19 protein-coding genes, 1 pseudogene and 1 riboswitch are annotated in these 23,855 nt (G+C 69.3%); of the genes and pseudogenes, 7 read left to right on the plus strand and 13 right to left on the minus strand.

From position 1 onward, the window contains the following. Window positions 1–85 (plus strand): annotated as a pseudogene (locus ACWDUD_RS28185) (IS5/IS1182 family transposase); the annotation flags it as partial. A 150-nt stretch (window positions 86–235) separates the two neighbouring features. Here the strand turns inward: ACWDUD_RS28185 and cobU are convergent. The 7 genes from cobU to ACWDUD_RS28220 form a co-directional block, all read right to left on the minus strand. Continuing rightward, window positions 236–1,576, minus strand: a complete 1,341-nt coding sequence (cobU, locus tag ACWDUD_RS28190) for a bifunctional adenosylcobinamide kinase/adenosylcobinamide-phosphate guanylyltransferase (RefSeq protein ID WP_450111469.1) — start codon at window positions 1,574–1,576, stop codon at window positions 236–238. After that, complete coding sequence (locus ACWDUD_RS28195) at window positions 1,576–2,355, minus strand: ABC transporter ATP-binding protein (RefSeq protein WP_197250327.1); 780 nt, start codon at window positions 2,353–2,355, stop codon at window positions 1,576–1,578. Before ACWDUD_RS28195 ends, cobU begins: the two co-directional genes overlap by 1 nt. Then, window positions 2,352–3,314: a FecCD family ABC transporter permease gene (locus ACWDUD_RS28200; RefSeq protein WP_231609838.1), complete on the minus strand. Its 963-nt coding sequence runs from the start codon at window positions 3,312–3,314 to the stop codon at window positions 2,352–2,354. Before ACWDUD_RS28200 ends, ACWDUD_RS28195 begins: the two co-directional genes overlap by 4 nt. Before the next feature lie 62 nt (window positions 3,315–3,376). Further along, a complete protein-coding gene (locus tag ACWDUD_RS28205) occupies window positions 3,377–4,282 on the minus strand; it encodes an ABC transporter substrate-binding protein (RefSeq protein WP_282581697.1) in 906 nt (301 codons plus the stop codon). A gap of 81 nt (window positions 4,283–4,363) precedes the next feature. Beyond that, window positions 4,364–4,498, minus strand: a riboswitch (cobalamin riboswitch). 21 nt (window positions 4,499–4,519) lie between these two features. Continuing rightward, window positions 4,520–5,743 (minus strand): O-succinylhomoserine sulfhydrylase, encoded by a 1,224-nt coding sequence (locus tag ACWDUD_RS28210; protein WP_450111470.1) that lies wholly within the window; start codon window positions 5,741–5,743, stop codon window positions 4,520–4,522. Beyond that, complete coding sequence (locus ACWDUD_RS28215; protein WP_197250330.1) at window positions 5,740–6,150, minus strand: rhodanese-like domain-containing protein; 411 nt, start codon at window positions 6,148–6,150, stop codon at window positions 5,740–5,742. The genes ACWDUD_RS28210 and ACWDUD_RS28215 overlap by 4 nt, the downstream gene beginning before the upstream one ends. Window positions 6,151–6,199: 49 nt before the next feature. Continuing rightward, a complete protein-coding gene (locus tag ACWDUD_RS28220) occupies window positions 6,200–6,631 on the minus strand; it encodes a nuclear transport factor 2 family protein (protein WP_248672983.1) in 432 nt (143 codons plus the stop codon). A 293-nt stretch (window positions 6,632–6,924) separates the two neighbouring features. Between ACWDUD_RS28220 and ACWDUD_RS28225 the strand changes: the two genes are divergently transcribed. After that, on the plus strand, window positions 6,925–8,322 hold the full coding sequence (locus tag ACWDUD_RS28225) for an FAD-dependent oxidoreductase (RefSeq protein ID WP_450111471.1): 1,398 nt from the start codon (window positions 6,925–6,927) through the stop codon (window positions 8,320–8,322). Between the two features lie 134 nt (window positions 8,323–8,456). Here ACWDUD_RS28225 and ACWDUD_RS28230 read toward each other — a convergent pair whose 3' ends face one another. Together ACWDUD_RS28230 and purT are read right to left on the minus strand one after the other, a co-directional pair. Continuing rightward, complete coding sequence (locus tag ACWDUD_RS28230) at window positions 8,457–8,942, minus strand: DUF456 domain-containing protein (RefSeq protein ID WP_450111472.1); 486 nt, start codon at window positions 8,940–8,942, stop codon at window positions 8,457–8,459. Further along, window positions 8,939–10,144: a formate-dependent phosphoribosylglycinamide formyltransferase gene (gene purT, locus ACWDUD_RS28235; RefSeq protein ID WP_450111473.1), complete on the minus strand. Its 1,206-nt coding sequence runs from the start codon at window positions 10,142–10,144 to the stop codon at window positions 8,939–8,941. Before purT ends, ACWDUD_RS28230 begins: the two co-directional genes overlap by 4 nt. 44 nt (window positions 10,145–10,188) lie before the next feature. On the opposite strand from purT, the gene ACWDUD_RS28240 reads away from it, so the two are divergent. Then, window positions 10,189–12,954: a vitamin B12-dependent ribonucleotide reductase gene (locus ACWDUD_RS28240; protein WP_450111474.1), complete on the plus strand. Its 2,766-nt coding sequence runs from the start codon at window positions 10,189–10,191 to the stop codon at window positions 12,952–12,954. 38 nt (window positions 12,955–12,992) lie between these two features. Further along, window positions 12,993–13,424: a hypothetical protein gene (locus tag ACWDUD_RS28245; protein ID WP_450111475.1), complete on the plus strand. Its 432-nt coding sequence runs from the start codon at window positions 12,993–12,995 to the stop codon at window positions 13,422–13,424. Between the two features lie 19 nt (window positions 13,425–13,443). Here the strand turns inward: ACWDUD_RS28245 and ACWDUD_RS28250 are convergent, their stop codons facing one another. Next, a complete protein-coding gene (locus ACWDUD_RS28250) occupies window positions 13,444–13,824 on the minus strand; it encodes a VOC family protein (protein WP_450111476.1) in 381 nt (126 codons plus the stop codon). Between the two features lie 90 nt (window positions 13,825–13,914). Here ACWDUD_RS28250 and ACWDUD_RS28255 point away from each other — a divergent pair, with 90 nt between their 5' ends. Then, window positions 13,915–14,295 (plus strand): nuclear transport factor 2 family protein, encoded by a 381-nt coding sequence (locus tag ACWDUD_RS28255; protein WP_197252953.1) that lies wholly within the window; start codon window positions 13,915–13,917, stop codon window positions 14,293–14,295. Between the two features lie 76 nt (window positions 14,296–14,371). Continuing rightward, complete coding sequence (locus ACWDUD_RS28260; protein WP_450111477.1) at window positions 14,372–15,469, plus strand: CaiB/BaiF CoA transferase family protein; 1,098 nt, start codon at window positions 14,372–14,374, stop codon at window positions 15,467–15,469. Window positions 15,470–15,473: 4 nt separating this feature from the next. Here ACWDUD_RS28260 and ACWDUD_RS28265 read toward each other — a convergent pair whose 3' ends face one another. Together ACWDUD_RS28265 and yczR are read right to left on the minus strand one after the other, a co-directional pair. Further along, entirely contained in the window at window positions 15,474–18,950 is a 3,477-nt protein-coding gene (locus ACWDUD_RS28265) for a protein kinase domain-containing protein (RefSeq protein ID WP_450111478.1), read from the minus strand. A 112-nt stretch (window positions 18,951–19,062) separates the two neighbouring features. Then, window positions 19,063–20,535 carry a MocR-like transcription factor YczR gene (gene yczR / locus ACWDUD_RS28270; protein ID WP_450111479.1) on the minus strand — a complete coding sequence of 491 codons (1,473 nt, stop codon included), beginning with the start codon at window positions 20,533–20,535 and terminating at the stop codon, window positions 19,063–19,065. A 103-nt stretch (window positions 20,536–20,638) separates the two neighbouring features. Here yczR and ACWDUD_RS28275 point away from each other — a divergent pair, with 103 nt between their 5' ends. Continuing rightward, window positions 20,639–21,175, plus strand: coding sequence for a methylated-DNA--[protein]-cysteine S-methyltransferase (locus ACWDUD_RS28275; RefSeq protein ID WP_231610829.1), 537 nt, complete (start codon window positions 20,639–20,641; stop codon window positions 21,173–21,175). Window positions 21,176–21,192: 17 nt separating this feature from the next. Here ACWDUD_RS28275 and ACWDUD_RS28280 read toward each other — a convergent pair whose 3' ends face one another. Further along, window positions 21,193–23,799 (minus strand): LuxR C-terminal-related transcriptional regulator, encoded by a 2,607-nt coding sequence (locus ACWDUD_RS28280; protein WP_450111480.1) that lies wholly within the window; start codon window positions 23,797–23,799, stop codon window positions 21,193–21,195. Window positions 23,800–23,855 lie beyond the last annotated feature (56 nt).

Below are 23,855 nucleotides of genomic sequence, written 5' to 3' on the forward strand. Positions count from 1 at the left end.
ACGAATCAGTCTGTGTCCGTGGAGGATCGGCGCGATAACCGCTGCCGCCCTCGTGCTTCTTCACCTACAAGCCCCCGCCTGGTGAGAAAACCTCAGTTATCCCAAGAAATTTCGGAAAATGACCGGGTATTGTGCACGCTCGATGTACATAACGATTTCATAGACGTCACCGAAGGTACGGAGCAAGATCACGTCGGAAATCCCGACTCCATTGACGCATCCATGGTATTAGCGGTCAGCGCAAGGAAACAGGAATGCCCGCGACTACGAGGGTTACCGCGTCCGACACCTCGGCCACACGGGTATTGAGCCGGCCCAGCAGATCTCGGAACAGCCGGCCCGACGCCGTCGCCGGAACCACACCGCTACCCACCTCGTTGGTGACAGCCACGACCGGAACCGCACACGCCTGCCACGCGCTGAGCAATTCGTCGATATCTGCGTCGACCGCGGCGACGTCTGCTCCGTCCCACACACCGTGCAGATCCAAGCGCGCGGTGAGCCACGTACCGAGGCAGTCGATGAGCAGTGGCGTCGTCGCCGACCGCAATACGTCGGCCACGTCCACCGTCTCGATCGTCGCCCAGGTATCCGGTCGCCGGTCCCGATGCAACGCCACCCGCTGCGCCCATTCGGCGTCGCCCTCGCGGACACCGCCCGTCGCCACGTACGTGACCGACGGGAACTTCGAACACAACTCTTCCGCGTGTCGGGACTTCCCCGACCGCACACCACCGAGCACCAGCGTCCGATGTCCCCCACCGCGACTGCCGCCGCCCACGTGCACCACCTCACCGTCGCGCCCGGCTCGGGCGCCACTTCTACGCAACCGCTCCCCGAGCTCCGCCATCACAGGATTGTGATGACCGAGATGCACCGCAACCACATCCGTCGTGTCCGTGATCGCACCGACGCCGCGCATTCCGTCGACCATCGTCGCGAACTCCGGCAACCCGAGATGCCCGTCGGACAGATCGGAACGGTCACCGAACGTTTCCTCGAGGAACACCGCGTCGTACTCCGCGCCGCGTACGCCGTCGAACCACTCCGCCGGCCACACGCCCGTGTCGCAGGCCCACAGCAGCCGCGCCCCGCGCGCATCGGCGAGATCGTAGAGGACAGCATCACCGTCGCGGAATACCCGGTGGCGCGCTGGAAGGACCCGTATGTCGTACTCCCCCACCGCCAGACGGTCGCCCGCCGCCACCGGGACGAAGCGCACCGGATCGTCCGGCCCCACCCAGGGACGGCACACGTCCAGCGCATCGACCGGACCGATCACCTCGAGTTCGTGCCCCGCCTCGATCCACGACCGGAACAACAACACCTGGGGTCCCAGATGGTCGGCGTGCGAATGGGTGAGCAGCAGGTGCCGCACCCCGGCCAGCGTCCGGCCCGCGCGCACCGCCGCCCGCGGCGCTTCGGGCCCGCAGTCGAGCATCAGCACGTCGTCGACGAGAGCCGCTGTCTGCCCGCGGATTTCACCGCGCCGCTCCGCGTCGAGGCACGAGAGGCAACGGCAGAACGGGTTGGGCCACCCGTCGGCGGCACCCGTCCCGAGGAGTACGACCTCCATCACGCGTCCTCCCGTTCCCGCAGGGGCAGTACCGCCCGGCCGTCACGACGGTCGAGCACTTCGACCCGCGCCCCGTACACCTGCGCGATCCGGTCGGCGGTGAGCACCTCGGCGGGCGGTCCGTCGGCGACGATGCGTCCTCGGTCGAGGAGGACCAGGCGCTGGCCGTACTGGGCCGCGGACGTGAGATCGTGCATCGCGGCGATCACCGTCAGGTTCTCCTCGCACCGCATGGAATCGACGAGGTCGAGCACCTGCTGTTGGTGACCGATGTCGAGGGCACTGGTGGGTTCGTCGAGCAGGAGCACGTCGGGTTGCTGCGCCAGTGCGCGCGCCAGCACCACTCGTTGCAGTTCTCCGCCGGACAACTCGGTTGCCGAGCGGGGCGCGAAGTCTTCGAGTTCGAGCCGGGCGATGACCCGGTCGACGATCTCCAGATCATGCGGCTTCTCGCTGCCGAAACGCGGAATGTGGGCGGTGCGTCCGAGCCGGATCAGTTCCCGCACCGTGACCCCTTCGGGAACGATCGGCCGCTGCGGCATCAACGCGACCGCCCGCGCCACCGCGCGTCGACCGGACTTGCGGGGCGTCACGCCGGCGACGGTGATGTCGCCGGTCGCGGCGACCAGTCCGGCGATCGAATGCAGCAGTGTCGTCTTGCCCGAACCGTTGGGGCCCACGAGCGACACCCACGTTCCGGCGGACACGACGAGGTCGATGTCGTGGAGGACCTCGACTCCTCCGCGTTTGGCCGACACAGACTTACACGTCACGGTCATGCGACACCCCGGCTGCGACGCAGGACGAACAGGAAGAACGGCGCGCCGATCGCGGCGGTGACGACACCGATGGGAAGTTCGGCCGGTGACATCGCGGTGCGAGCGACGATGTCGGCGAGAACGATGAAGGCCGCACCCACCATGAGCGACAGCGGCAGCAACAGTCGGTGGCCGGGACCCACGACGAGGCGCACCGCGTGCGGGATGACGATGCCGACGAATCCGATGAGCCCGCTGGCGGACACCACGGCGGCGGTGCCGAGAGTGGCCACGCCCACCAGAACCAGACGGACGCGGGCCGGGTCGATGCCGAGACTCGACGCTTCGACGTCGCCGACCGACATGACGTCGAGAGTCCGCCGGTGCAGCGCGATGACAGCGACCGACACGATCACGTAGGGCAGGATTGTCAGGACGTCGGACCAGCCGTCGGTGGACAGGCGACCGAGCATCCACGAATACACCTGACGCAGCGTGTCGTCGTGCAGCTGCATGAAGAACGTCTGGATGGCGTTGGCGAACGCAGCGACGGCCACACCGGCGAGGATGATGACCACTTCGGTGCGCCCGGTGCCGACGGAGCGTCCGAGCATGTACGTGGCGGCCACCGCGAGCAAACCGCCTGCGAATGCGGCCATGGGCACCCCGGCGAATCCGGCTGCGCCGCCGACGACGATGGCGAGGGTCGCCCCGAGACCCGCACCGCTCGACACTCCGAGAAGGTAGGGGTCGGCGAGCGGATTGCGGAACACGCCCTGGTAGGCGGCTCCGGCGATCGCGAGCATCGCGCCGACCACGGCACCGAGAACCACGCGCGGCATGCGGATGTTCCACAGGATCGCCTGCTGGCGCGTGGACAACCCGGAGTCGACGTCGACGAACGGCAGCGCATCGGCCATGTCGAGCAGGACGCCGCGCGCGGTGAGCCCCGCGGGACCGACCAGGATCCCGAGGAGCATCGCGGCGAGGAGAACGAGCGCCGCGCCACCCAGCACGAGGGCGCGGCGGCGCGGCGTCGATGTCACGGTGTGGGCTGGGCTGCCGGTGCTGCCGCGACGATCGCGGCGAGTTCGCGCACGAGATCCACGACGCGCGGACCCCATCGGCTGGCGATGTCCTCGTCGAGGACGTAGACGCGACCGTCGCGCACGGCGCTGAGTTCGTTCCAGCCGGCGCGCGCGGCGACGACTTCCGGCGTCACGCCGCAGCATTGCCCGTCGGCGAGGAACACGACGTCGGGGTTCTGTTCGAGGATGAACTCGTTCGACAGCTGCGGGTAGCCGTCGCCACCGGTGGCGATGGACCTGAGGCCGAGCATCCCGTAGATCTGCCCGATGTAGGTGTCGTCGGTGACGCTGTAGAAGGTGTTGTCGAGCTCGTGGTAGTAGGTGAGCGGAGTTTCCCGTTCGGGGAGGCCGGCGAGGGTCTCGTCGATGTCCGTCTTCATCTGCGCGACGAGTTCGGCCGCTTCGCCGACGTGTCCGGTGGCGGCGCCGAGCTGCTCGATCTGGTCGTAGGTGTCGTCCAAGTCCTCTGCGGCCGGAAGGATCAGGGTTTCGACCCCGGCCTGTTCGAGTCCGGCGACGAGATCCGCCGTGTCGGCGTTGGAGACCACCAGGTCGGGTTCGTATCCGAGGATCGCCTCGACGTTGGGGGTGAAGCCCGACAGGTCGGTGACGGGTGCCTCGGCCGGGTAGTCGGACCGGTCGTCGACGGCGATCACCTGGTCGCCCGCGCCGATGGCGTAGAGCATCTCGGTGCTGGTCGGGCTCAACGACACGATGGCCTGCGGGACGTCGGCGGAAGCCGAGTCGGTCTCACCGGCGGGTGAGGTGTCGTCGCCACCGGAGCACCCGGCGGCGAAGAGGGCGAATACCGTGATGCCGGCGGCGCACAACCGTCGGGTGTTGTCGAGGGGCACAGCCATCCTCCGTTGCTCGGAGGACGAAAACAGCACGGCTGCAACGGATGCGTTGCGGCACGCCACCGTCCTTCGTCCGAGGACCAGTACGTACGGCCCGCGACGCCGGCTGACCTGGCTCCCCCGAGGTACGGGATTCACAGTTGCGGGACAGCGCCGGACTCGCACCGGCTTCACCGAAAACGCAGCGGGTGCCCTGTCGGCGTGACAGGACACCCGCAGCGTAGCCCACGGCTTACCAGCTCAGGACAGCGCCTGCTGGAGATCCTCGAGGAGATCCTGGGGATCCTCCAGTCCCACGGACAGGCGCACCACCCCGTCTGCCAGGCCGATCGCGGCGCGTCCTTCCGGGCCCATCGCGCGGTGCGTCGTCGTCGCCGGGTGCGTGATGAGCGACTTCGCGTCACCGAGGTTGTTGGAGATGTCGACGATCCGCAGCTTGTTGAGCAGCTCGAACGCCTTCTTCTTGCCTTCGCCCTCGGCGGCGGCGAGCTCGAAGGTGACGACGGTTCCGCCGCCGCTCATCTGCGACCGGGCGAGTTCGTACTGCGGATGCGATTCGAGGTACGGGTACTTGACCCAGTTCACCGCGTCCTGCGTCTCGAGGAACCGGGCGATTTCGAGCGCGGTGTCCACCGAGCGCTGCACGCGCAGCGGCATCGTCTCGAGGCCCTTGAGCAGCGTCCAGGCGTTGAACGGGCTCAGCGCCGGACCGGTGTGGCGGATGAGCTGCTGCACGGGCCCGTCGATGTAGTCCTTCGGGCCGAGGATGGCACCGCCGAGCACGCGGCCCTGGCCGTCGATGTGCTTGGTGCCGGAGTAGACGATGATGTCGGCGCCGAGGTCGAGGCTGCGCTGCAGCAGCGGGGTGGCGAACACGTTGTCCAGCACCACTTTCGCGCCGGCAGCGTGTGCCATCTCCGAGACCTTGCGGACGTCGACGAGGGTCTGCATCGGGTTCGACGGGGTCTCGAAGAACACCGCGGTGGTCGGCACCGACAGTGCCTGCTCCCACTGGTCGAGGTCCTCGCCGTCGACGAACACGGTCTCCACACCCCACCGGGGCAGGATCTCGTTGCACACCACGAAGCACGAACCGAACAGGCTGCGGGCCGCGACGAGGCGGTCGCCCTGGCCGAGCAGCGCACCGAGCGCGGTGAACACCGCGGACATGCCGCTGGCGGTGGCATACGCGCCTTCCGCGCCGTCGAGCAGCCGCAGCCGCTCCTCGAACATCTTCACGGTCGGGTTGCCGTACCGGGAGTAGACGAAGTGGTCGACCTCACCGGTGAAGGCCTGCTCGGCGGCCTCGGCCGATTCGTACACGAAGCCGGAGTTGAGGTACAGCGCCTCGGAGGTCTCCTCGAATCCGGAGCGCAGCAGGCCGCCGCGGACACCGACCGTGGCAGGGCGCACCGAATCGGGCAGTGGCCGCTGGAACGCGCCACCCTGGGGAGTTGCACTCACGACTGCCTCCACGGCAGGCCCGCGGCCCGCCAGCCCTGGGCGCCGCGATGACCCTCGGGGTCGAGGGCGCCTTCGAATCCTTCGAGAACGTTGTAGGACGGGGTCAGGCCCGCAGCGGTCGCCGCGACGGCGGCACCGATGGAACGCTGCCCCGAGCGACACAGGAAGACGACCGGCCCTTTTTCGATGCCGGCCTCGCGCAGTTCGTCGACGAACCGGGGGTTGGGCGCACCGTTCGGGTAGCCGACCCATTCGACGAAGACGGTGCGGCGACCGATGGACGAGGTCTCGGGGACCCCGACGTACTTCCACTCGGCGTCGGTACGCACATCGACGAGCACGGCATCCGGGTTTTCCTGCAGCAGCTCCCAGGCTTGCTGCGGCGTTATATCACCTGCGTAGCTCACCGCACCAGCTTTCCACAGACGTGTCGGGGCCTGCGAGGCGGGCGGGGAATCAGGCGGTGCAGATCCGCCAGTCGCCGTCGACGCGCGTCAACGACCAGACGACCGTGTCCTGCTCTCCGTCGACGGTGGTGCGGGTCTCGACGCGGCCCCGGTCTCCCTCGATGTCGACGGTGCCGAACTTGTCGATCGTGGCCTCCCCGTCGACGTCGGCGAGCGGAGCCTGATCGGCGGGCAGCTCGGCGCAGCGAAGCCGCGTCATCGCATCGTCGTCGTCGGCGTTGTGCGCTCGCACGTAGTCGTCGACCGTCCGGGACACCAGATCGGAGTCGCTCAGGGACTCGTCGGACGGTCCGAAGACCTGCCCGGCGACGACGACGAGGATGAGCACGACCACGACGGCGAGGGCCCCGAGGAACGGTCCGGCGGTGCTGCGTTCGGGCTCGTCGGGGTCCGGTTCGGGTGCGGGTCGCTTGTCTGCCATGCCCCCGATCCTAGGTGGAGGTCGATTGCCGCCGGTCGGGGCGCATTTGCCTCAATAAACCCTCTCGAGGTAGGAATTGGTTCATGGCCTACGCACACCTCGTTCGACGTCTCGCCGTCGACCTCTGTCGTGTGTCTGCCCATATGTGTTGTCGCTGAAGCGATTCCCCACCCAGCTGCGTTCTGCACGCACTCGCCGCCCGTCTGCCGCGGCACCGTGTCGGCCCATCAGAGGGCAACCTAAATTAAGCTGAATCACGTCCGTCCGTTCTCCGAAGAGGTAGTTGACCCCTGATGACCGATCAGACTCGTCCCCTTCGCGTCGCCATCGTCGGTGCCGGCCCCGCCGGTATCTACGCCGCCGATGCGCTCATGAAGTCCGACACTGCGCAGGATCCCGGGGTCAGCATCGACCTGTTCGAACGCATGCCGGCGCCGTTCGGCCTGATCCGCTACGGCGTGGCCCCGGACCACCCGCGCATCAAGGGCATCATCACCGCCCTGCACAAGGTGCTCGACAAGCCGCAGGTCCGCCTGCTCGGCAACCTCGACTACGGCACCGACTTCACCCTCGAGGACCTCAAGCGGTTCTACGACGCGGTGATCTTCTCCACCGGCGCCAACGCCGACCGGGCCCTGAACATCCCCGGCATCGACCTCGACGGCAGCTACGGCGCCGCCGACTTCGTGTCCTGGTACGACGGCCACCCGGACGTGCCGCGCGAGTGGCCGCTCGAGGCCGAGAAGGTCGCGGTGCTCGGCGTCGGCAACGTCGCCCTCGACATCGCCCGGGTGCTCGCCAAGACCGGCGACGAACTGCTGCCGACCGAGATCCCGCCGAACGTCTACGAGGGCCTGAAGAAGAACAAGGCCGTCGAGGTGCACGTCTTCGGTCGCCGCGGCCCGGCGCAGGCCAAGTTCACCCCGCTCGAGCTGCGCGAACTCGACCACTCGCCCACCATCGAGGTCATCGTCGATCCGGAGGACATCGAGTACGACGAGGGCTCCGAGCTCGCGCGCCGCAACTCCAAGCAGGTCGACATGGTCGCCAACACCCTGCAGGACTGGGCGATCCGCGACGTGGGCGACCGCCCGCACAAGCTGTTCCTGCACTTCTTCGAGTCGCCCGCCGAGGTGCTCGGCGAGGACGGCAAGGTCGTCGGTCTGCGCACCGAGCGCACCGAACTCGACGGCACCGGCAACGTCCGCGGCACCGGCAGGTTCAACGACTGGGAGGTCCAGGCGGTCTACCGCGCCGTGGGCTACCTGTCGCAGAACATCGCGCAGCTGCCGTTCGACGACCAGGCCGGCACCGTCCCCAACGAGGCCGGGCGCGTCGTCGCCGACGAGACCGCCGAGGGCCACGACCGGTTCCTGCCGCACACCTACGTCACCGGCTGGATCAAGCGCGGCCCGGTCGGCCTGATCGGCCACACCAAGGGCGACGCGAACGAGACGGTCGCGAACCTGCTCGAGGACCACGCCAAGGGCCGCCTCAACACCCCGGCCGAGCCCGACCAGGACGCCGTCGTCGCGTTCCTCGAGGCCAAGGAGCTGCCGTACACCACGTGGCAGGGCTGGTACCGCCTCGACGCGCACGAGCGCAGCCTGGGCGAGGCCGAGGGCCGCGAGCGCGTGAAGGTCGTCGAGCGTGACGACATGTTCCGCGCGTCGGAGCCCCACAAGGCCTGACCCGCGGCCGACCCGCCGTTTTCCTGAGCGAACGGTACACTCACTCGATCAGATCGACTGGGTGTACCGTTCGTTCTGTTTCGGAGACCGGGCAGGACGACGGCAGGCCGAGCCTGAGCAAGCACGCGCGGAGCTCAGAGGACGAACAGCACGGCCCACAGCCAGGCGCCGGCGGCGATGAGGCCGCCGAGCAGTTCCACGAGCATCGACAGGCCGACCGCCTTGGTCGCCTCGACCGTCGAATCCCACGCACCGCGATGGGTGCGGTGCCGCTGCGCCTCGGACAGGTACATGCCGAGCAGGAAACCCAGTACCAGGCCGATCACCGGCACCACGAAGAATCCGACGATCCCGACGAGCCCACCGACGACGAGCGAGCGGGTCGGCACACCCGCCTGCCGGATCCGTTTGCCGGGCCACGTGTACTTCACGACGCCGGTGACGACCAGGGCGACCGTCGCGATCACGAACACGACCCACGCGGTGGTCCCGCCGGTGAGGATCGCCCACACCAGGATCGCGCCGAAGATCAGGATGGTGCCCGGCAGGATCGGCACGACGATCCCGAACAGGCCGACGAGGATCGCGAGGCCGACGAGGGCCTCCGCGCCGGCGCTCACGGTGCGACCGGCCGCACGAGGGAGGCGGCCTCGCCCGCCCGGGCCCGGGCGGTGTCGATGTCCGGGCCGGTGGCCACGGCCACCCCCATCCGCCGACGCGCGTAGGACTCGGGCTTGCCGAACAACCGCAGGTCGGACTCGGGCACGCGCAGCGCGTCGGTCACGCCCTCGAACGCGATACCGGTGGCGTCGACGCCCCCGTAGATCACGGCGGACGCACCCGGCGCGAGCAGCGACGTGTCGACCGGGAGCCCGAGGATCGCGCGGGCGTGCAGTTCGAACTCCGACAGCCGCTGGCTGCGCAGGGTGACCAGGCCGGTGTCGTGCGGGCGGGGACTGACCTCGGAGAAGTACACCTCGTCGCCCTTGACGAACAGCTCGACACCGAACACGCCGCGGCCGCCGAGCGCGCCGGTGACCGCCGCCGCGATCTCCCGTGCCCGGGTCAGCGCCGCCTCGCTCATCGGCTGCGGCTGCCACGACTCGATGTAGTCGCCGCGGCTCTGCACGTGCCCGATCGGCTCGCAGAAGAACGTCTCGACGTCGCCGGAGTCACCGACCGCGCGGACCGTGAGCTGGGTGATCTCGTAGTCGAAGTCCACGAACCCTTCGACGATGACCCGGCCGTGGTTGATGCGCCCCCCGGCCAGGGCGTAGTCCCAGGCGGCGGGCATCTCGTCGGCGGACCGCACCGTCGACTGTCCCTTCCCCGACGACGACATCACCGGCTTCACGACGCACGGATAGCCGACCGCCTCGGCTGCGGCGAGCACCTCCGCGAGCGATTCGGCGAACCGGTAGGGCGAGGTGGGCAGGCCCAGTTCCTCGGCGGCCAGACGCCGGATTCCTTCCCGGTTCATGGTCAGCTGCGTGGCGCGTGCGGTGGGAATGACCTCGGCGAGCCCGCGTTCCTCGACGACGGCGAGCGCGTCGGTGGCGATGGCCTCGATTTCGGGGACCACCAGGTCGGGTCGTTCGGCCTCGATGATCGCGAGGAGCGCCTGGGGGTCACCCATGTCGACGGTGTGGGCGCGATGCGCGACCTGCTGCCCGGGCGCGTTCGAGTACCGGTCCACGGCGACCACCTCCACACCCAGCCGTTGCAGCGCGATGGTGACTTCTTTCCCTAGTTCGCCTGCGCCGAGCATGAGGACACGAGTGGCATTCGGCGACAGCGGAGTGCCGAGACGCGGTGAGATCATGGTGGGACTATATGTGGCACCGGCGTTCGTTCCGGGAGGATGCGATGGGCAGTAGCCAGACGGACAGCAGGACGCACGAGCACGACGGTGACGCGCCCGACATCGGCCGCGCCGACGTGCGGGATTTCACCGCCGCCGATGTCCGGCACTTCACCACCGCCGGCCGTGATCCCGCGGACGAGGTGGACTGGCAGCGGCGCGACGCCCGCATCGTGCACCACGGCACCGGCGCGGTGGTGTTCGAGCAGAAGGATGTCGAATTCCCGTCCGACTGGTCGCAGAACGCGACGGACATCGTCAGCCAGAAATACTTCCGCGGCGAACTGGGCTCGCCGGGCCGGGAGACCTCGCTGCGCGACGTCGTGGCCCGCATCGTCGACACCATCACCGCGTGGGGCACCGCGGACGGCCACCTCGACGACCCGGAGGCGTTCGCGGCCGAACTGACGTACCTGCTCCTGCACCAGAAGGCGTCGTTCAACAGCCCGGTGTGGTTCAACATCGGCGTCCCGGACGTTCCGCAGCAGGCCAGCGCCTGTTTCATCCTGTCGGTCGACGACAGCATCGATTCGATACTCGAGTGGTACCGGCAGGAGGCGGTGATCTTCAAAGGCGGTTCCGGGGCCGGGGTCAACCTGTCCCGGATCCGGTCGTCCGCCGAACCCCTGGGTGGGGGCGGTACCGCGTCGGGCCCGGTCAGTTTCATGCGCGGCGCGGACGCCTCGGCCGGGACCATCAAGTCCGGCGGCAAGACCCGGCGGGCCGCGAAGATGGTGATCCTCGACGTCGGCCATCCCGACATCGAGGAGTTCGTGGAGTGCAAGGCCATCGAGGAACGTAAGGCCCGCGTGCTCGACGCCGCGGGTTTCGACATGGGACTCGACGGCCGCGACAGCCATTCGGTGCAGTACCAGAACGCCAACAACTCGGTGCGGGTCACCGACGAGTTCATGCAGGCGGTCGTCGACGACGCGCAGTGGCCGCTGCGGGCGGTCACCACCGGCTCGACGGTGCGTACCGTGTCGGCACGAGAGTTGTTCGGGCGCATCGCATCTGCCGCGTGGGAGTGCGCGGACCCGGGCATCCAGTTCGACACCACCATAAACCGCTGGAACACCGCGGCGGTGACCGGCCGGATCAATGCGTCGAATCCGTGCTCGGAGTACATGCATCTCGACGCTTCCGCATGCAACCTGGCGAGCCTGAACCTGCTGACGTTCCTGCTCGAGGACGGCACGTTCGACGTGGACGGGTTCCGGCATGCGGTGGCGGTACTCATCACCGCCCAGGAGATTCTCGTGGGCCGCGCCGACTATCCGACCGGGCGGATCGGTGAGACCTCGCGGCGGTTCCGCCAGCTCGGGTTGGGATACGCGAATCTCGGTGCGTTGCTGATGGCTTCGGGCCTGCCCTACGACAGCGATGCCGGCCGCGCGTACGCCGCGGCGATAACCGCCCTGATGACCGGGCACGCCTACGCGGTCTCGGCGCGCCTGGCCGAGCGGCTGGGGCCGTTCGACGGATTCGCCGAGAACCGGGAGCCGACCCTCGCCGTGCTCGCGCGGCATCGCGGCGCACTCGACGACGTCGACGCCGATCTCGCTCCCGGTCCGGTGCTCGCCGCGGCCCGGGAGAGCTGGGACGAGGCGGTCGCGGGGGCGGCCGAGCACGGTGTGCGCAACAGCCAGGTGACGGTACTCGCCCCGACCGGCACGATCGGTCTCGCAATGGATTGCGACACAACGGGTATCGAACCGGATCTGGCGCTGGTCAAGTCGAAGAAGCTGGTCGGCGGTGGCACGCTGTCGATCGTCAACCGCACGGTGCCGCGCGCCCTGTCGCGACTCGGTTACACCCCGGCGCAGGTCGCGGACGTGGTGACCCACCTGGATACCCGTCGCACCCTGACGGACGCCGCGCACATCCGCGACGAGCATCGCGCGGTGTTCGCGACATCGATGGGCGACAACGTGATCGAGCCGCGCGGGCATGTGCTGATGATGGCTGCGGTGCAGCCGTTCCTGTCGGGTGCGATCTCGAAGACGGTGAACCTGCCCGAGTCCGCGACCGTGCGCGACATCGAGGATCTGTACCTCGACAGTTGGCGACTGGGGCTCAAGGCGGTCGCGGTGTACCGGGACAACTGCAAGCTCGGACAACCGTTGTCGGGCGCACCGACGCAGGCGACGTCGACAGCGGCGGTCCCGGGGACCGCGGTTCCGGATGCGGCGGTGCCGGCCCCGCGGCGCGAACGCCTTCCGCGGACCCGTAATTCGCGCACCTTCGAGTTCCGGGTCGCGGACTGCAAGGGCTTCTTCACGATCGGCGAGTACGACGACGGCAGGCCCGGGGAGATGTTCCTGCGCGTGTCGAAGCAGGGCTCGACCCTGGCCGGGATCATGGATGCGTTCTCGATGTCGGTCAGTTACGGCCTGCAGTACGGGGTTCCGTTGAGCACGTTCGTGCGGGCGTTCACCAGTACCCGGTTCGAGCCCGCGGGCATCACGGACGATCCCGACCTGCGGCTGGCCACGTCGATCCTCGATTACATCTTCCGGCGGCTCGCGATCGACTACCTGGAACCGGACGTCCGTATGGATCTGGGGATCCACACCACCTCGGAACGGTCGGACCGGTTGCCCGGCAGCACCGAGACCGCCGAGACGGTCACCGACACCCGCCAGGGCCATGCAGGCACCTCCGGCCGGGAGTCGGACGCCCCGTACTGCATGCAGTGCGGGGTCCGGATGCAGCGCTCCGGTTCGTGCCATGCATGTCCGTCGTGCGGAAACACCAGCGGCTGCAGCTGAATCTGGTGCAACCCCGCACCCGCCGCCATACTTGCGCGATGGATGTGGGGATCGATACGGAGTTGACGGTGCTCGCCGCGGGGCTGATCTTCCTGCTCGCGCTCGGCCTCGGCGTATGGAAGTACCGGCAGATGGTCACGTCGGAGAACCATCTCGCGCACCCGTACGTCGACATCGCACACCGTTCGGCGTTGCTGTACTCGTTCGCGACGCTGCTCACCGCGGTGTTCGTCGAGTCGAGCGCGTGGCCGACGGCGGTGAACCTGGTCGCCGCCGGAGTGCTGGTGGCGTTCTTCGTGATCGCGATCGGCAGCTACATCGTGCACGGCGCACTGCGCGACACCACCAACCAGTTCGAGCGTCCGGACCGGACCACGACCGTCGCGATGACCGCGCTCATCGTCGGCGAGATGGGCGGGTTCTCGGTCCTGCTCGCCGGATTCGTGTGGGGCAGTTTCCTCGGCGGGTGACCCGCCGCGACGGCGCCGGTCAGGCCGGCGGCCGCGTCAACGACAGCACGTTGCCGTGCGGGTCGCGGAACCAGGCGACCCGCATGCCGTCCGGGGCCGTCCAGACGTCGTGGTCGTCCTGATCCATACCTTTGTATCGGACGAGGTCGACGCCCTTGTCCCGCAACGCCTCGACGGAGGCGTTGATGTCGGCGACCTGCCAGCCCAGCACCGTGTAACCGGTGTCGGCCCGGGACTGCACCAGCGTCACCCGCACCGGCGTGCCGCCGCCACCGTCGAGCACGAGGGCGAAGTGGTCGCGGGCGATCTTCCGGAATCCGAGCGTGTCGACATAGAACATTTCCGAGACATCGAGATCGGTGCTCGGCACGAAACCCACGAGTTGGCCGCTGATCGTCATGCAATCCACTGTGCTCCCCCGCCTCCGGCACCGGCAACCGAATCACGACATTCACCCACCGCCCCCTGCCACTGACTAGCATCTGCGGTTATGAGCACCTCGGAGATCGCCACCGTCCTCGCCTGGCACGACGCCGTGAACGACAACGACGTCGAGACACTGCTGGAACTGTCCAGCGACGACATCGTCCTGCCGACGGACGACGACGACGAGGATCAGGGCCTGGACGAGCTCCGGGAATGGGCGACGACGGCCGGCGTGACGCTCACCCCGGGCCGGATGTACGTGCACGGCGGCATCGTCGTCGTCGAGGAGACCGCGACGTGGGCGTCCGCACCGGACGAAGCGGTCGAGGAGGCACTGGCCTTCCGGGTGGTCGACGACCAGGTGGTCTCGGTCTACCGGCACCCGACGCTCGAGCACGCGCTCGAAGCGACCCGACTCGGCGAGGCCGACCTGTACGAAGGGTGACCCCCGGCACATCTAACGATCGCTAAAGGTAACCTCACCGGAGACAGGTCCCAACGTCCCGAGTGAGGTTCGCCGAGTGTCCGCTGAAGCTGTTGAGAAGAAGGGTCCGCTCGCGGGTATCCGCGTCGTCGAGTTCGCCGGTCTCGGCCCGGGTCCGCACGCCGCGACCCTGCTCGCCGATCTCGGCGCCGACGTCGTGTGCGTCCAGCGTCCCGGCTTGATCCCGCCCGCCGGTCACCGCGACCAGATCCAGCGCGGCCGTACGGTCGTCGAGGCCAACCTCAAGGATCCCGAGCAGGTCGAGAAGGTGCTCGGGCTCATCGAGCGCGCCGACGTCCTGATCGAGGGATTCCGTCCCGGCGTCACCGAGCGCATGGGTCTCGGCCCCGACGTCGCGCTGGCCCGCAACCCGCGTCTGGTCTACGGCCGCATGACCGGCTGGGGTCAGGAAGGCCCTCTGGCCAACGCCGCCGGTCACGACATCAACTACATCTCGCTCACCGGTGTGCTGCACGCGATCGGTCGCGAGGGTGAGCGTCCGGTGCCGCCGCTGAACATGGTCGGCGACTTCGGTGGCGGTTCGATGTTCCTGATCTTCGGCATCCTCTCCGCGCTCGTCGAGCGGCAGACGTCCGGCAAGGGGCAGGTCGTCGACGCGGCGATGGTCGACGGCGCGCTCGCGCTCTCGCACATGATGTGGGCGTTCCGCGGCCGCGGCGTGTGGTCGGACGAGCGGGGCACGAACCTGCTCGACACCGGCGCACCGTTCTACGACGTGTACGAGACCTCGGACGGCAAATACATGGCGGTCGGGGCGATCGAGCCGCAGTTCTACGCGTTGCTGCTGCAGGGCCTCGGACTCGATGCGGCGAACCTGCCGCAGCAGCTCGACCGGTCGGCCTGGCCCGAGATGAAGAAGCTGTTCACCGAGACGTTCCTCACCAAGACCCGCGACGAGTGGTCGGAGATCTTCCTGGGCACCGACGCCTGTGTGTCCCCGGTCCTGACCTGGGCCGAGGCACCGAACAACGAGCACATCGCCGCCCGCGGTTCGCTCATCGAACTCGACGGGGTCACGCAGCACGCGCCGGCGCCGCGCTTCTCGCGCACGCCCGCGGGTGCGCCCATTCCGCCGGCCGGCGAGGCCACCGACATCGAGACCGTCTGGACCTGAGTCGCTAGGCCCGATGTACGGACCCCGCCGTGACCGCTGCCTCGAGGAACGAGGGCGGCACGGCGGGCCATCCCGGGCGTGCCCGGTCGGCACGGATGTCGTCGAGGACGCGCCGCGTCACCTCGATCACGTACGGGCCGCCGTCCGGTAGGAGGCGGGCCAGTCCCGCGCGCGCGGCGACGTCGGCCACCTTCGCGAGCAGGTCGGCGGCCTCGTCGTCGCGCCCCGCCGCGGCGAGGCACGCCACCAGGAGCCGTTCGGCGAGCAGGGTTCTCCGGGGCCAAGCGCCGTCCCGCCACCTCTGCACCCACTCCGAGGCCCAACGGCTGGCGAGGTCGGTGTGCTCGGCGGTGGGGTCGGCCAGCAGGAGCCGGATCGCGGTCGCGTCGTCGATCTGCGCCGTCAGCAGGGCGGTTCCGCTTTCGGGTCGGTCGGCCCCGTACCGCGCGACCGGTCGCGGCCGGCGCACCGGCGACAGGTCCAACCGGATGCGTTCGTTCTCGACGGCCGCGGCCAGCCGGTCGAGGTGCATGCTCGCGGCCGCGTCGGCGCCGTCGCGCAACCGTTCGGCCGCGATGTCGCGGTTGCCGCGTACCGCGGCGATGCGCGCGCCGACGACGAACCGGGCGATCTTGAAGTCGACGACGCCGCCTTCGGCACCGAGCGCGTAACCGTCGTCGAGCAGTCGCGCCGCCTCGTCGAGTTCGCCTCTCTCGTACAGGAACTCACCGCGAACCGATCCCGCGAGCAGAGCCGCCGACGAGTGCCGGCCGCCGACGCGCCGCGACAGGGCCAGGGCGTCCCGGAAGTGCTCGGCGGCGGTGTCGACGTCGAGCTGTTCGAATGCGGCGAGACCGAGCAGGGTGTGCCCGTGCATCAGGTTGTACGGTCCGGCGTTGAGTTCGTGATACGGCCGCGCGAGTTCCTGCAGGCGACGTGCTTCGTCGAATTCCCCGCGGTACACGGCGTCGAACGTGGCGGTGTTCAGTCCGGTCGAGACCACCACGGACGGGAGGGTCTCGGCCCGGGCCAGGCAGTGTTCGACGATGTCGGCGCTGCGCCCGCTCCGATCGGCGCGCACGTCGATGAGACCGCGGATCACCTCCACCTCCACGACCATGTCCGCGGCTTCCTCGCCCGTGACGGCACCGGACGCCATTCCGCTCTCGACGAGACCGAGTGCCCGCAGTCCCGGCTGCGGGCGGTGGGTGACGACGTTCGCCCACGCGATCGCCAGTTGCAGTCGGGGCCGACGCGTCACTTCCGCCATGGGCAGCTTCTCGACGAGACCGAGCAGAACCGATCCCCGGCCGTTTTCGAGAAGCCGGCGGCCGTTGCGTTCGACGAGGTCGACGGCGCGCTCGTCGTCACCCGTCGCCAGCGCATGGTCGACGGCCTCGATGAGCATGTCGTGTTTCTCGCACCACTGTGAAGCGCTGCGATGCAATTGCAGCAACTGCTCGGGATGATCCCGTTCGAGACGCTGGCGCAGGAACTCGGCGAACAACGGCTGGAACTGGAACCACCTCCCCTCCTGGTCCACGCGGTGCAGGAACAGGTCGCGTTCCTCGATCTCCTCGAGCATCGCCTGCCCGCGCTCGTGCCCGCTGAGTGCGGACGCGAGGCTTCCGCAGGTGCGTTCGGTGACGGCCGCGGTGAGCAGGAAGTCGACGAGTTCCGGTTCCAGCGAGGCCAGGACGTTCTCGGTGAGGAACTCGCCGATGTCGCGGTGACGGCCGGACAGATGGGTGATGAAGTCGTCCGGGTCGTCGAGCCCGCACAGCGACATCGAGGCCAGCTGCAGCGCCGCCGGCCAGCCGTCCGTCGCCGCGGTCAGCGCCGCCACGCGTTCGTCGTCGAGTGCCAGGCAGCACTGGTCCACGAGGAATTCGCGAGCCTCCTGGACGCTGAAACGCAGTTCGTGGAAATCGATTTCGATGAGGTCCTCACGCACCCGCATCCGGCTCATCGGAAGTCCCGCCCGGGTCCGTCCGACGACCATCACCTGCAGATGGCGGCAGCAGTTGTCCAGCAGGAACCCCATCGCCGCGACGGTCGCCCGGTCGGTGACGCGGTGCCAGTCGTCGAGGATGATCACGACTCGTTCCCCGGCCGCGTGGATCCTGTCGATCAGCGAGGTGAGCACATACCTCTCGGCCTCGTCGCCGTGTTCGGAAAGCGTCTGCGTGAGGTCCCCGACCAGTTCCGGGCGGACCTGACGGAACGCTTCGACGAGGTGCGTGAGGAACCACACGACGTTGTTGTCGTCCCGATCGACGTTCAGCCACGCGACCGGGACGCCGCTGTTGTCGAGCACGTAGCGCCACTGCAACGCCAGCATCGTCTTGCCGAAGCCCGGTGGCGCGTGCACGGCGATCAGGCGCCGACGGCGTTCACCGCCGAGCAGAGCGAGCAGTCTGCGCCGGGCCACGAGCCGGCGGGTCGGCACCGGCGGGCGGAATCGGGTGGCCGGGGCCGGCGGGGTGGTGACCCGGGAGGCCGCTCCGGTGCGCCGGACGCTGCGTCCGCTCGTCCCGGTTGTGCTCCCGGACACCAGCGGCTCGTGCGCATGGTCGGAGGCACCGGCGATCGACAACTCGTCGACGACCAGGCCCTGCTGTGCCTGGATTTCGCGCAGTTGCTCACCGAATTCCGCGGCGGTCGCGGGCCGGTCCCGCGGATCGGCCGACATGGCCTGCTCGATCGCCGCGCAGAGGGCGTCGGGCACACCCTCCTCGCGCAGATCCGGGATGGGTTCGGTGCTCACCCGCACGAACTGGGTGACGATCTTCTCGCCGCTGCGGCGTTCGAATGCGGCGTGCCCGGTGAGCGCGCAGAACAGTGTCGCGGCGAGGCTGTAGACATCCGACGCCGGTGTCGGTGTGTGCCCGGCCAGCACCTCGGGTGCGGTGAACGCCGGCGACCCGGTGATCTCGCCGGTCACCGTCTCGAATCCGCCGCGGATCCGCGCGATCCCGAAGTCGGTGAGCTGCGGTTCCCCGAACTCGGTGAGCATGATGTTCGCGGGCTTGACGTCGCGGTGCAGGATGCCGAGCCGGTGGGCGGTCTCGAGCGCCCCGGCCAGCGCGACCCCCAGGTGCAGGGTCTCCTCCCACCCGACCGGGCCGGTGCGGCGGATCCGGGCGTCCAGCGAATCCCGGCGGTGGTACTGCATCACCAGGTACGGCCGACCGGACACGGTGGTCCCGACCTGCATCACGTTGACGATGTGCGGATGCCCGGACAGGCGGCCCATGGCGCGTTGCTCGCGGAGGAAGCGTTCCAGATTGTCCGGCGCGAGGTGCGAGGTCAGAACCTTGACCGCGACCGTCCGGTCGAGCGCGACCTCGTGACAGCGATACACGATTCCGAAACCGCCACGGCCGATTTCGTACGCGTCCACGAATCCGGCAAGGGCGAGTTCCGATGCGACGTCGGCTCCGACGTCGCGCTGCGTGGACAGCGGATCCGGCCCGGACACGGTCGCCCTCGAATCTCGTTCGCAGTGCCGATGCTCATTTCTTCCCGTTGTCATCGAGGATAACGTCAGCGAACGACATGCGGGCCACGGTCCGCTCCCGAACCCGCGACGATCAGACCACCAGGCGGGGTTCGGTGAGGTCACGGCCGATCGCGAGCGCGCGGTAGGCCTCTGCGACCGCCGCGACCCCACGGCGCAGATCGTCGGGCTCCCGCGTGTACGGCAGGCGCACGAACCGCTCGAACGCGCCCTGCACCCCGAATCTCGGGCCGGCGACGAGCAGCGCCCCGTGGTTCGGGGCGATCGCGGCCAATGCCGTCGACACCGGCTCGGGCATGCGCACCCACAACGACATGCCGCCTCGCCCCACCGAGCACTCCCACCCCGGCAGGCGTGCCCCGAGTTCCTCGAGCATCACCGCCCGCTGGTCCCGCAGCCGGGCGCGGCGCCCGGCGAGCAGGTCGTCGACGTCGGCGAGCAGGTGCGCCGCAGCCAGTTGCTCCATGACCGGGGTACCGAGGTCCACTGCCGTTCTGGCGCCGGTGAGCCGGGTGATCAGGTCGCGGTCGGCTCGGATCCAGCCGACCCGCAGACCACCCCACAGCGACTTGCCGGTCGAGCCGATGGTCACGACCGACTCGCCGTGGCCGAGAGCCTGCGCGTAGGACGCCACCGACGGGGGTGGGGGCGCGTCGAGCCACAGATCCACCATCGTCTCGTCGACGACCACGGTCATGCGGGTCTCGCGGGCGATGCGGGCGAGTTCGGCGCGACCGTCCTCCCCGAGGCACAGCCCGGTCGGGTTGTGGAAGTCGGGGATCAGATAGGCCATGCGCGCCGCGGTCTGGCGGGCGGCGCTGCGCAGCCCGTCGGGGTCCCAGCCGCCGTCGGCGCCGCCTTCCGGCCGCACCGGCACCGGGATCGGGCGGGCGCCGTGCCGCCGGATCGCCTCGAGCGCGTTCGGGTAGGTGGGGTGGTCGACGACGACGCGGTCGCCGGGGTCGGTGAGCACCCCGAGCAGCAGTCGCAGCGCGTGCTGGGCCCCGGTCGTGACCATGATCTGGTCGACGGTGGTGGGGAGCCCGCGCTCGGCGTAGCGCTGCGCGATGACCTCTCGCAGGCTCGGGATGCCGATCGGTTCGACCCCGTGGCCGGTCAGGTAGGCGGGCATCGCCCGCAGCGCCGCCGCGTAGGCGGTTTCGATCTCCGGTCCCGGCGCCGGCATCGACGCGTCGCTCAGGTCGACCACGTCGCCGACGGGTGGAGCGGTCCGGTCCCGGTTCCCCACCGGACGCGATGCGTCGGCCGGTTTCGCGACGACGCTGCGGGCACCCTGCCGGCTGTGGAGGTATCCCTGCTCTCGCAGGACGGTGTACGCGGAGGTGATGGTGGTCCGGCTCAGCGACAGCACGGCCGCGAGTTCCCGTTCGCTGGGCAGTGCCACGCCGAGCGGCACGCGGCCGTCGTGCACGAGCAGGCGGATGCCGTCGGCGAGCGCCCGGTACGCGGGGCGCGCGTCGTCCGTGTCCTGCCAGTTGCCCAGGTCCCGCGCCAGGGAGCCTGCGCCGATCGCGCGAATCATCACCGGTCCAGTATGTCAGTCCAGTCGTCACCAGTGGCCATCTGTCGGAGGTCCAGTTCATACTGGGGCGGTGACCGAACCCGGCACCACCGAGACCCGAGAGCCCCTGCACACATCGTTCGCGTTGTTCGACACCGCGATCGGCACGTGCGCGATCGTCTGGTCGGCGACCGGCGTCGTCGGGATCCAACTGCCCGAACCCGCACCGGAACCGACCCGCGACGAGGTGCGGCGCCGTTTCCCCACCGCCGTGGAGAATTCCCTGCCGCCGGCGATCGCGCCGATCGTCGAGGCGGTGACGGCACATCTGGCCGGAGCCGCCGACGATCTGCGGTGGGTGCCCGTGGACTATCGCGACGTCTCCGAATTCGACTGCGCTGTCTACGAATACACGCGATCCCTCGATCCGGGTTCGACAGCGACCTACGGCGAGGTGGCCGCGGCACTCGGACGACCCGGCGGGGCCCAGGCCGTCGGCCAGGCACTGGGCCGCAATCCGGTTCCGATCGTCGTGCCGTGCCATCGGGTTCTCGCGGCCGGTGGGGCCATCGGCGGGTTCTCGGCGCCGGGCAGCATCGTCACCAAGCGCGAACTCCTCGCCCTCGAACACACACCGGGATTCGACGACCCGACCCTGTTCTGACGATCCCCGCCTGCTGCTCAGTGCCGCTTGCGCAGCGCCTCTCCCAGTTGCGCACGGTCGGAGACGCCGAGTTTCGTGCAGGCCCGGTAGATGTGCCCTTCGACGGTGCGCACCGACAGGAACAGCCGATCGGCGATCTCCTGGTTGCTGAGCCCGGTCGCCACCATCGTCGCGATCTCCCGTTCCCGCTTGGTGAGCGGAAGCGGCTGTGCCGCATCGAGAATCGCGGGTGTGGTTACGTGGTCGCACTTCTCGGCGATGGTGTTCGCGGCGGCCGCGGCATCGAGCGCCTCGTTCCGGCGGCCCGCGGCCATCGCCGCCTGCGCCGCCTGGGCGTAGGCGTCGGCGGCGTCGATCGGAATCCCGATGGACTCGTATTCGCCTGCGATCTCGACGAGTTTGCAGTGGTCCGCCGCCGCGACCGCCGCGGCCTGCGCGGCGGCGAGGGGCACCAGGCGTCCGTCGCAGATCTCGGCCAGTTCGGCGAGCCGCGGAGCGGTGGTGGTGTCGCCGAATCGCATCGCGGTGTACAACGCCATGGCCTCGACACCGTACTGTCCACTGGCAGCGGCTTTTTCGGAGACCGAGCGGGCGGTGGCGAGCGCGCGGGACAGTTCGCCGCGGGCCGCGTAGAGCCAGGCGCGAGCGAGCTCGTGCTGCACCGCGTTGAGCAGCAGCGGGCTGTTGCGACGGTCCGCGATCTCGAGCATCGCCTCGGCGTCGCCGGTGCGGCCCAGCAGCGAATACGCCACGACCAGTGGTGCGTATGCGGGGAACACCCACGCGATCGCGTTCGTCGGCGGGCCGACGCTCAGCGCCGCGATCGCCTGCTCGAGGCGGCGCGCCGCGTCGGCGACCTTCCCGCGCGCCAGTTCGACGAGGGCGACCACGACACTGGCCTGCCCCCACGCGAGATATTCGAGACTGCTTGCGCTGTCGAGGAACTTGCGGGCCCGGCGTTCCGCGGCCTCCAGCTCGCCCGCGAAGAGCTGGGCATTCACCGACGCCACCGCGGGCATGTACCGGAACAGTCCGTCGACCTTGTCGGCGATGGTGTCGTTGCGCGCCGCGGCCGCGCACGCGTCCGAGCTGCGCCCGGCCACCCCGTATCCCCATAGTTGCGCGTAGGTGGCGAATTCGACGGCCCAGGGCAGCAGATCCGGTTCGGCCATGACCGCTTCCGCCTCGGCGAGTCCTTCCTCGAGCCGGTTCCGTGAGACCGCGCAGGTCGCCGTCAGCGCGCGCACCGCCAGTGCCAGCGCGGGATGTTCCACGCGCTCCCGGAGCATTGCGAGGACCTGCTCGGCCGTCGCGACGTCCCCCTTGCCGAAGAACAGGTTGGCGACGCGGGGCATGCCCCACCGCAACAACTGTGCCGGGTCGAGGTCGTCCGGATCGAATCCGGCCAGCAGCGTCTCGGCCTCGTCGCACCGGCCGAGCCACAGCAGCGTGCGGGCCAGCAGTTGCGCGGCGTCGAAGCCGCCCCCGGCACGCACCGCGGCACGCGCGAAACGCTCACCGAGGCCGAAGTCGGCGAGCCGGATCGAGCTGCGCGCCGCCGAGGTCAGCAATTCGATATCGGGTGCGCGGTCGCTCTCGAGCGCGAGTTCGGTGAGCCGGATGTGGGCGGCCGGGGTGGACAGGTCGGAGGACTGCAGCGCCTCGACGAGCGTGCCGCGCAGGCGGCGTGCCGCGGCCCGGCCGACGCCGGCACGGATCACCTCGCTGAACAACGGATGCGCGTAGCGGACCTCGAGCTGCGGGCCGTCCTCGTGGATGCGGATCAGGCCGCGCTTCTCTGCCTCCTCGATGGCGTCCTCGCTCGCGATGGACGCCAGCGTGTCGAGATCGATGGGTTCGCAGAACGCGAGGAGCTGCAGGCAGCGCAGCACATCCTCGGGCAGCTGCTCGATGCGGCCCTCGAGCAGGGCGGCGAGTTCGGAGGTGATCGCCGCGCGCCCGCGGAGCTGCCAGACACCGCGCTTCTCGCGGAGGGTGCCGGCTTCGAGTGCGCCTTCGACGAGATGCCGCAGGAACAGGGCGTTCCCGCCGGACGCCTCCCACATGCGGTCGGCGCTGAGTTCCTCGAGGGTGCCGCCGAGCACCGATTCGATGTACTGGGTGCTCTGCTCGCGGCTGAACGGCGTCAGCTCGAGGTGCTCGAGATAGCCGTCCTTCCACAACGAGGTCACCGCGTCCGGTACCGATTCGCCGGTGCGGACGGTCGCGACGATGTGGGCGACCCCGTCGATGGCGAGCTGGTGCAGGAAGGTCGCCGAGAGCTGGTCGAGCAGGTGCGCGTCGTCGACGCCGATGACGATGCCGGTACCGTCCGCGAGCAGCGCTTCGCGGGCGGCGGCAAGGAAATTGACGGGATCGCGGGAAGTGGCCGATCCCACCAGGTGCGCGAACACACCGAGCGGAATGCTGCGCGCGGATTCGGTGCCGGCCACCCAGCGCACCCCACCCGGCAGAGACGCGGTCGCGAACCGCGCGAGAGTGGTCTTGCCGACACCGGCGGCACCGGTCAGCACCACCCCACACGTACCGGCGTCGGCAGTGAGTGCCCGAAGTATGATGTCGAACTCCCCCTGCCGCTGAATCAGCGGCCAAGTCTGACTCATGGCCAGGAGTCTAGTCCCGGCAGGGGGCGCCTACAGCAACTCCGCGAACACCACGA

The sequence above is a fragment of the Rhodococcus sp. NPDC003382 genome (genome assembly GCF_053589135.1).

Coding starts and splice junctions, on each gene's coding strand:
- ACWDUD_RS28195 (WP_197250327.1), bottom strand. CDS start 2,355: ATGACCGTGACGTGTAAGTCTGTGTCGGCCAAACGCGGAGGAGTCGAG.
- ACWDUD_RS28250 (WP_450111476.1), bottom strand. CDS start 13,824: ATGACGATCAGCGGCCAACTCGTGGGTTTCGTGCCGAGCACCGATCTC.
- ACWDUD_RS28205 (WP_282581697.1), bottom strand. CDS start 4,282: ATGGCTGTGCCCCTCGACAACACCCGACGGTTGTGCGCCGCCGGCATC.
- purT (WP_450111473.1), bottom strand. CDS start 10,144: ATGATCTCACCGCGTCTCGGCACTCCGCTGTCGCCGAATGCCACTCGT.
- ACWDUD_RS28200 (WP_231609838.1), bottom strand. CDS start 3,314: ATGCTCCTCGGGATCCTGGTCGGTCCCGCGGGGCTCACCGCGCGCGGC.
- ACWDUD_RS28220 (WP_248672983.1), bottom strand. CDS start 6,631: ATGGCAGACAAGCGACCCGCACCCGAACCGGACCCCGACGAGCCCGAA.
- ACWDUD_RS28255 (WP_197252953.1), top strand. CDS start 13,915: ATGAGCACCTCGGAGATCGCCACCGTCCTCGCCTGGCACGACGCCGTG.
- cobU (WP_450111469.1), bottom strand. CDS start 1,576: ATGGAGGTCGTACTCCTCGGGACGGGTGCCGCCGACGGGTGGCCCAAC.
- ACWDUD_RS28225 (WP_450111471.1), top strand. CDS start 6,925: ATGACCGATCAGACTCGTCCCCTTCGCGTCGCCATCGTCGGTGCCGGC.
- ACWDUD_RS28245 (WP_450111475.1), top strand. CDS start 12,993: ATGGATGTGGGGATCGATACGGAGTTGACGGTGCTCGCCGCGGGGCTG.
- ACWDUD_RS28240 (WP_450111474.1), top strand. CDS start 10,189: ATGGGCAGTAGCCAGACGGACAGCAGGACGCACGAGCACGACGGTGAC.
- ACWDUD_RS28280 (WP_450111480.1), bottom strand. CDS start 23,799: ATGAGTCAGACTTGGCCGCTGATTCAGCGGCAGGGGGAGTTCGACATC.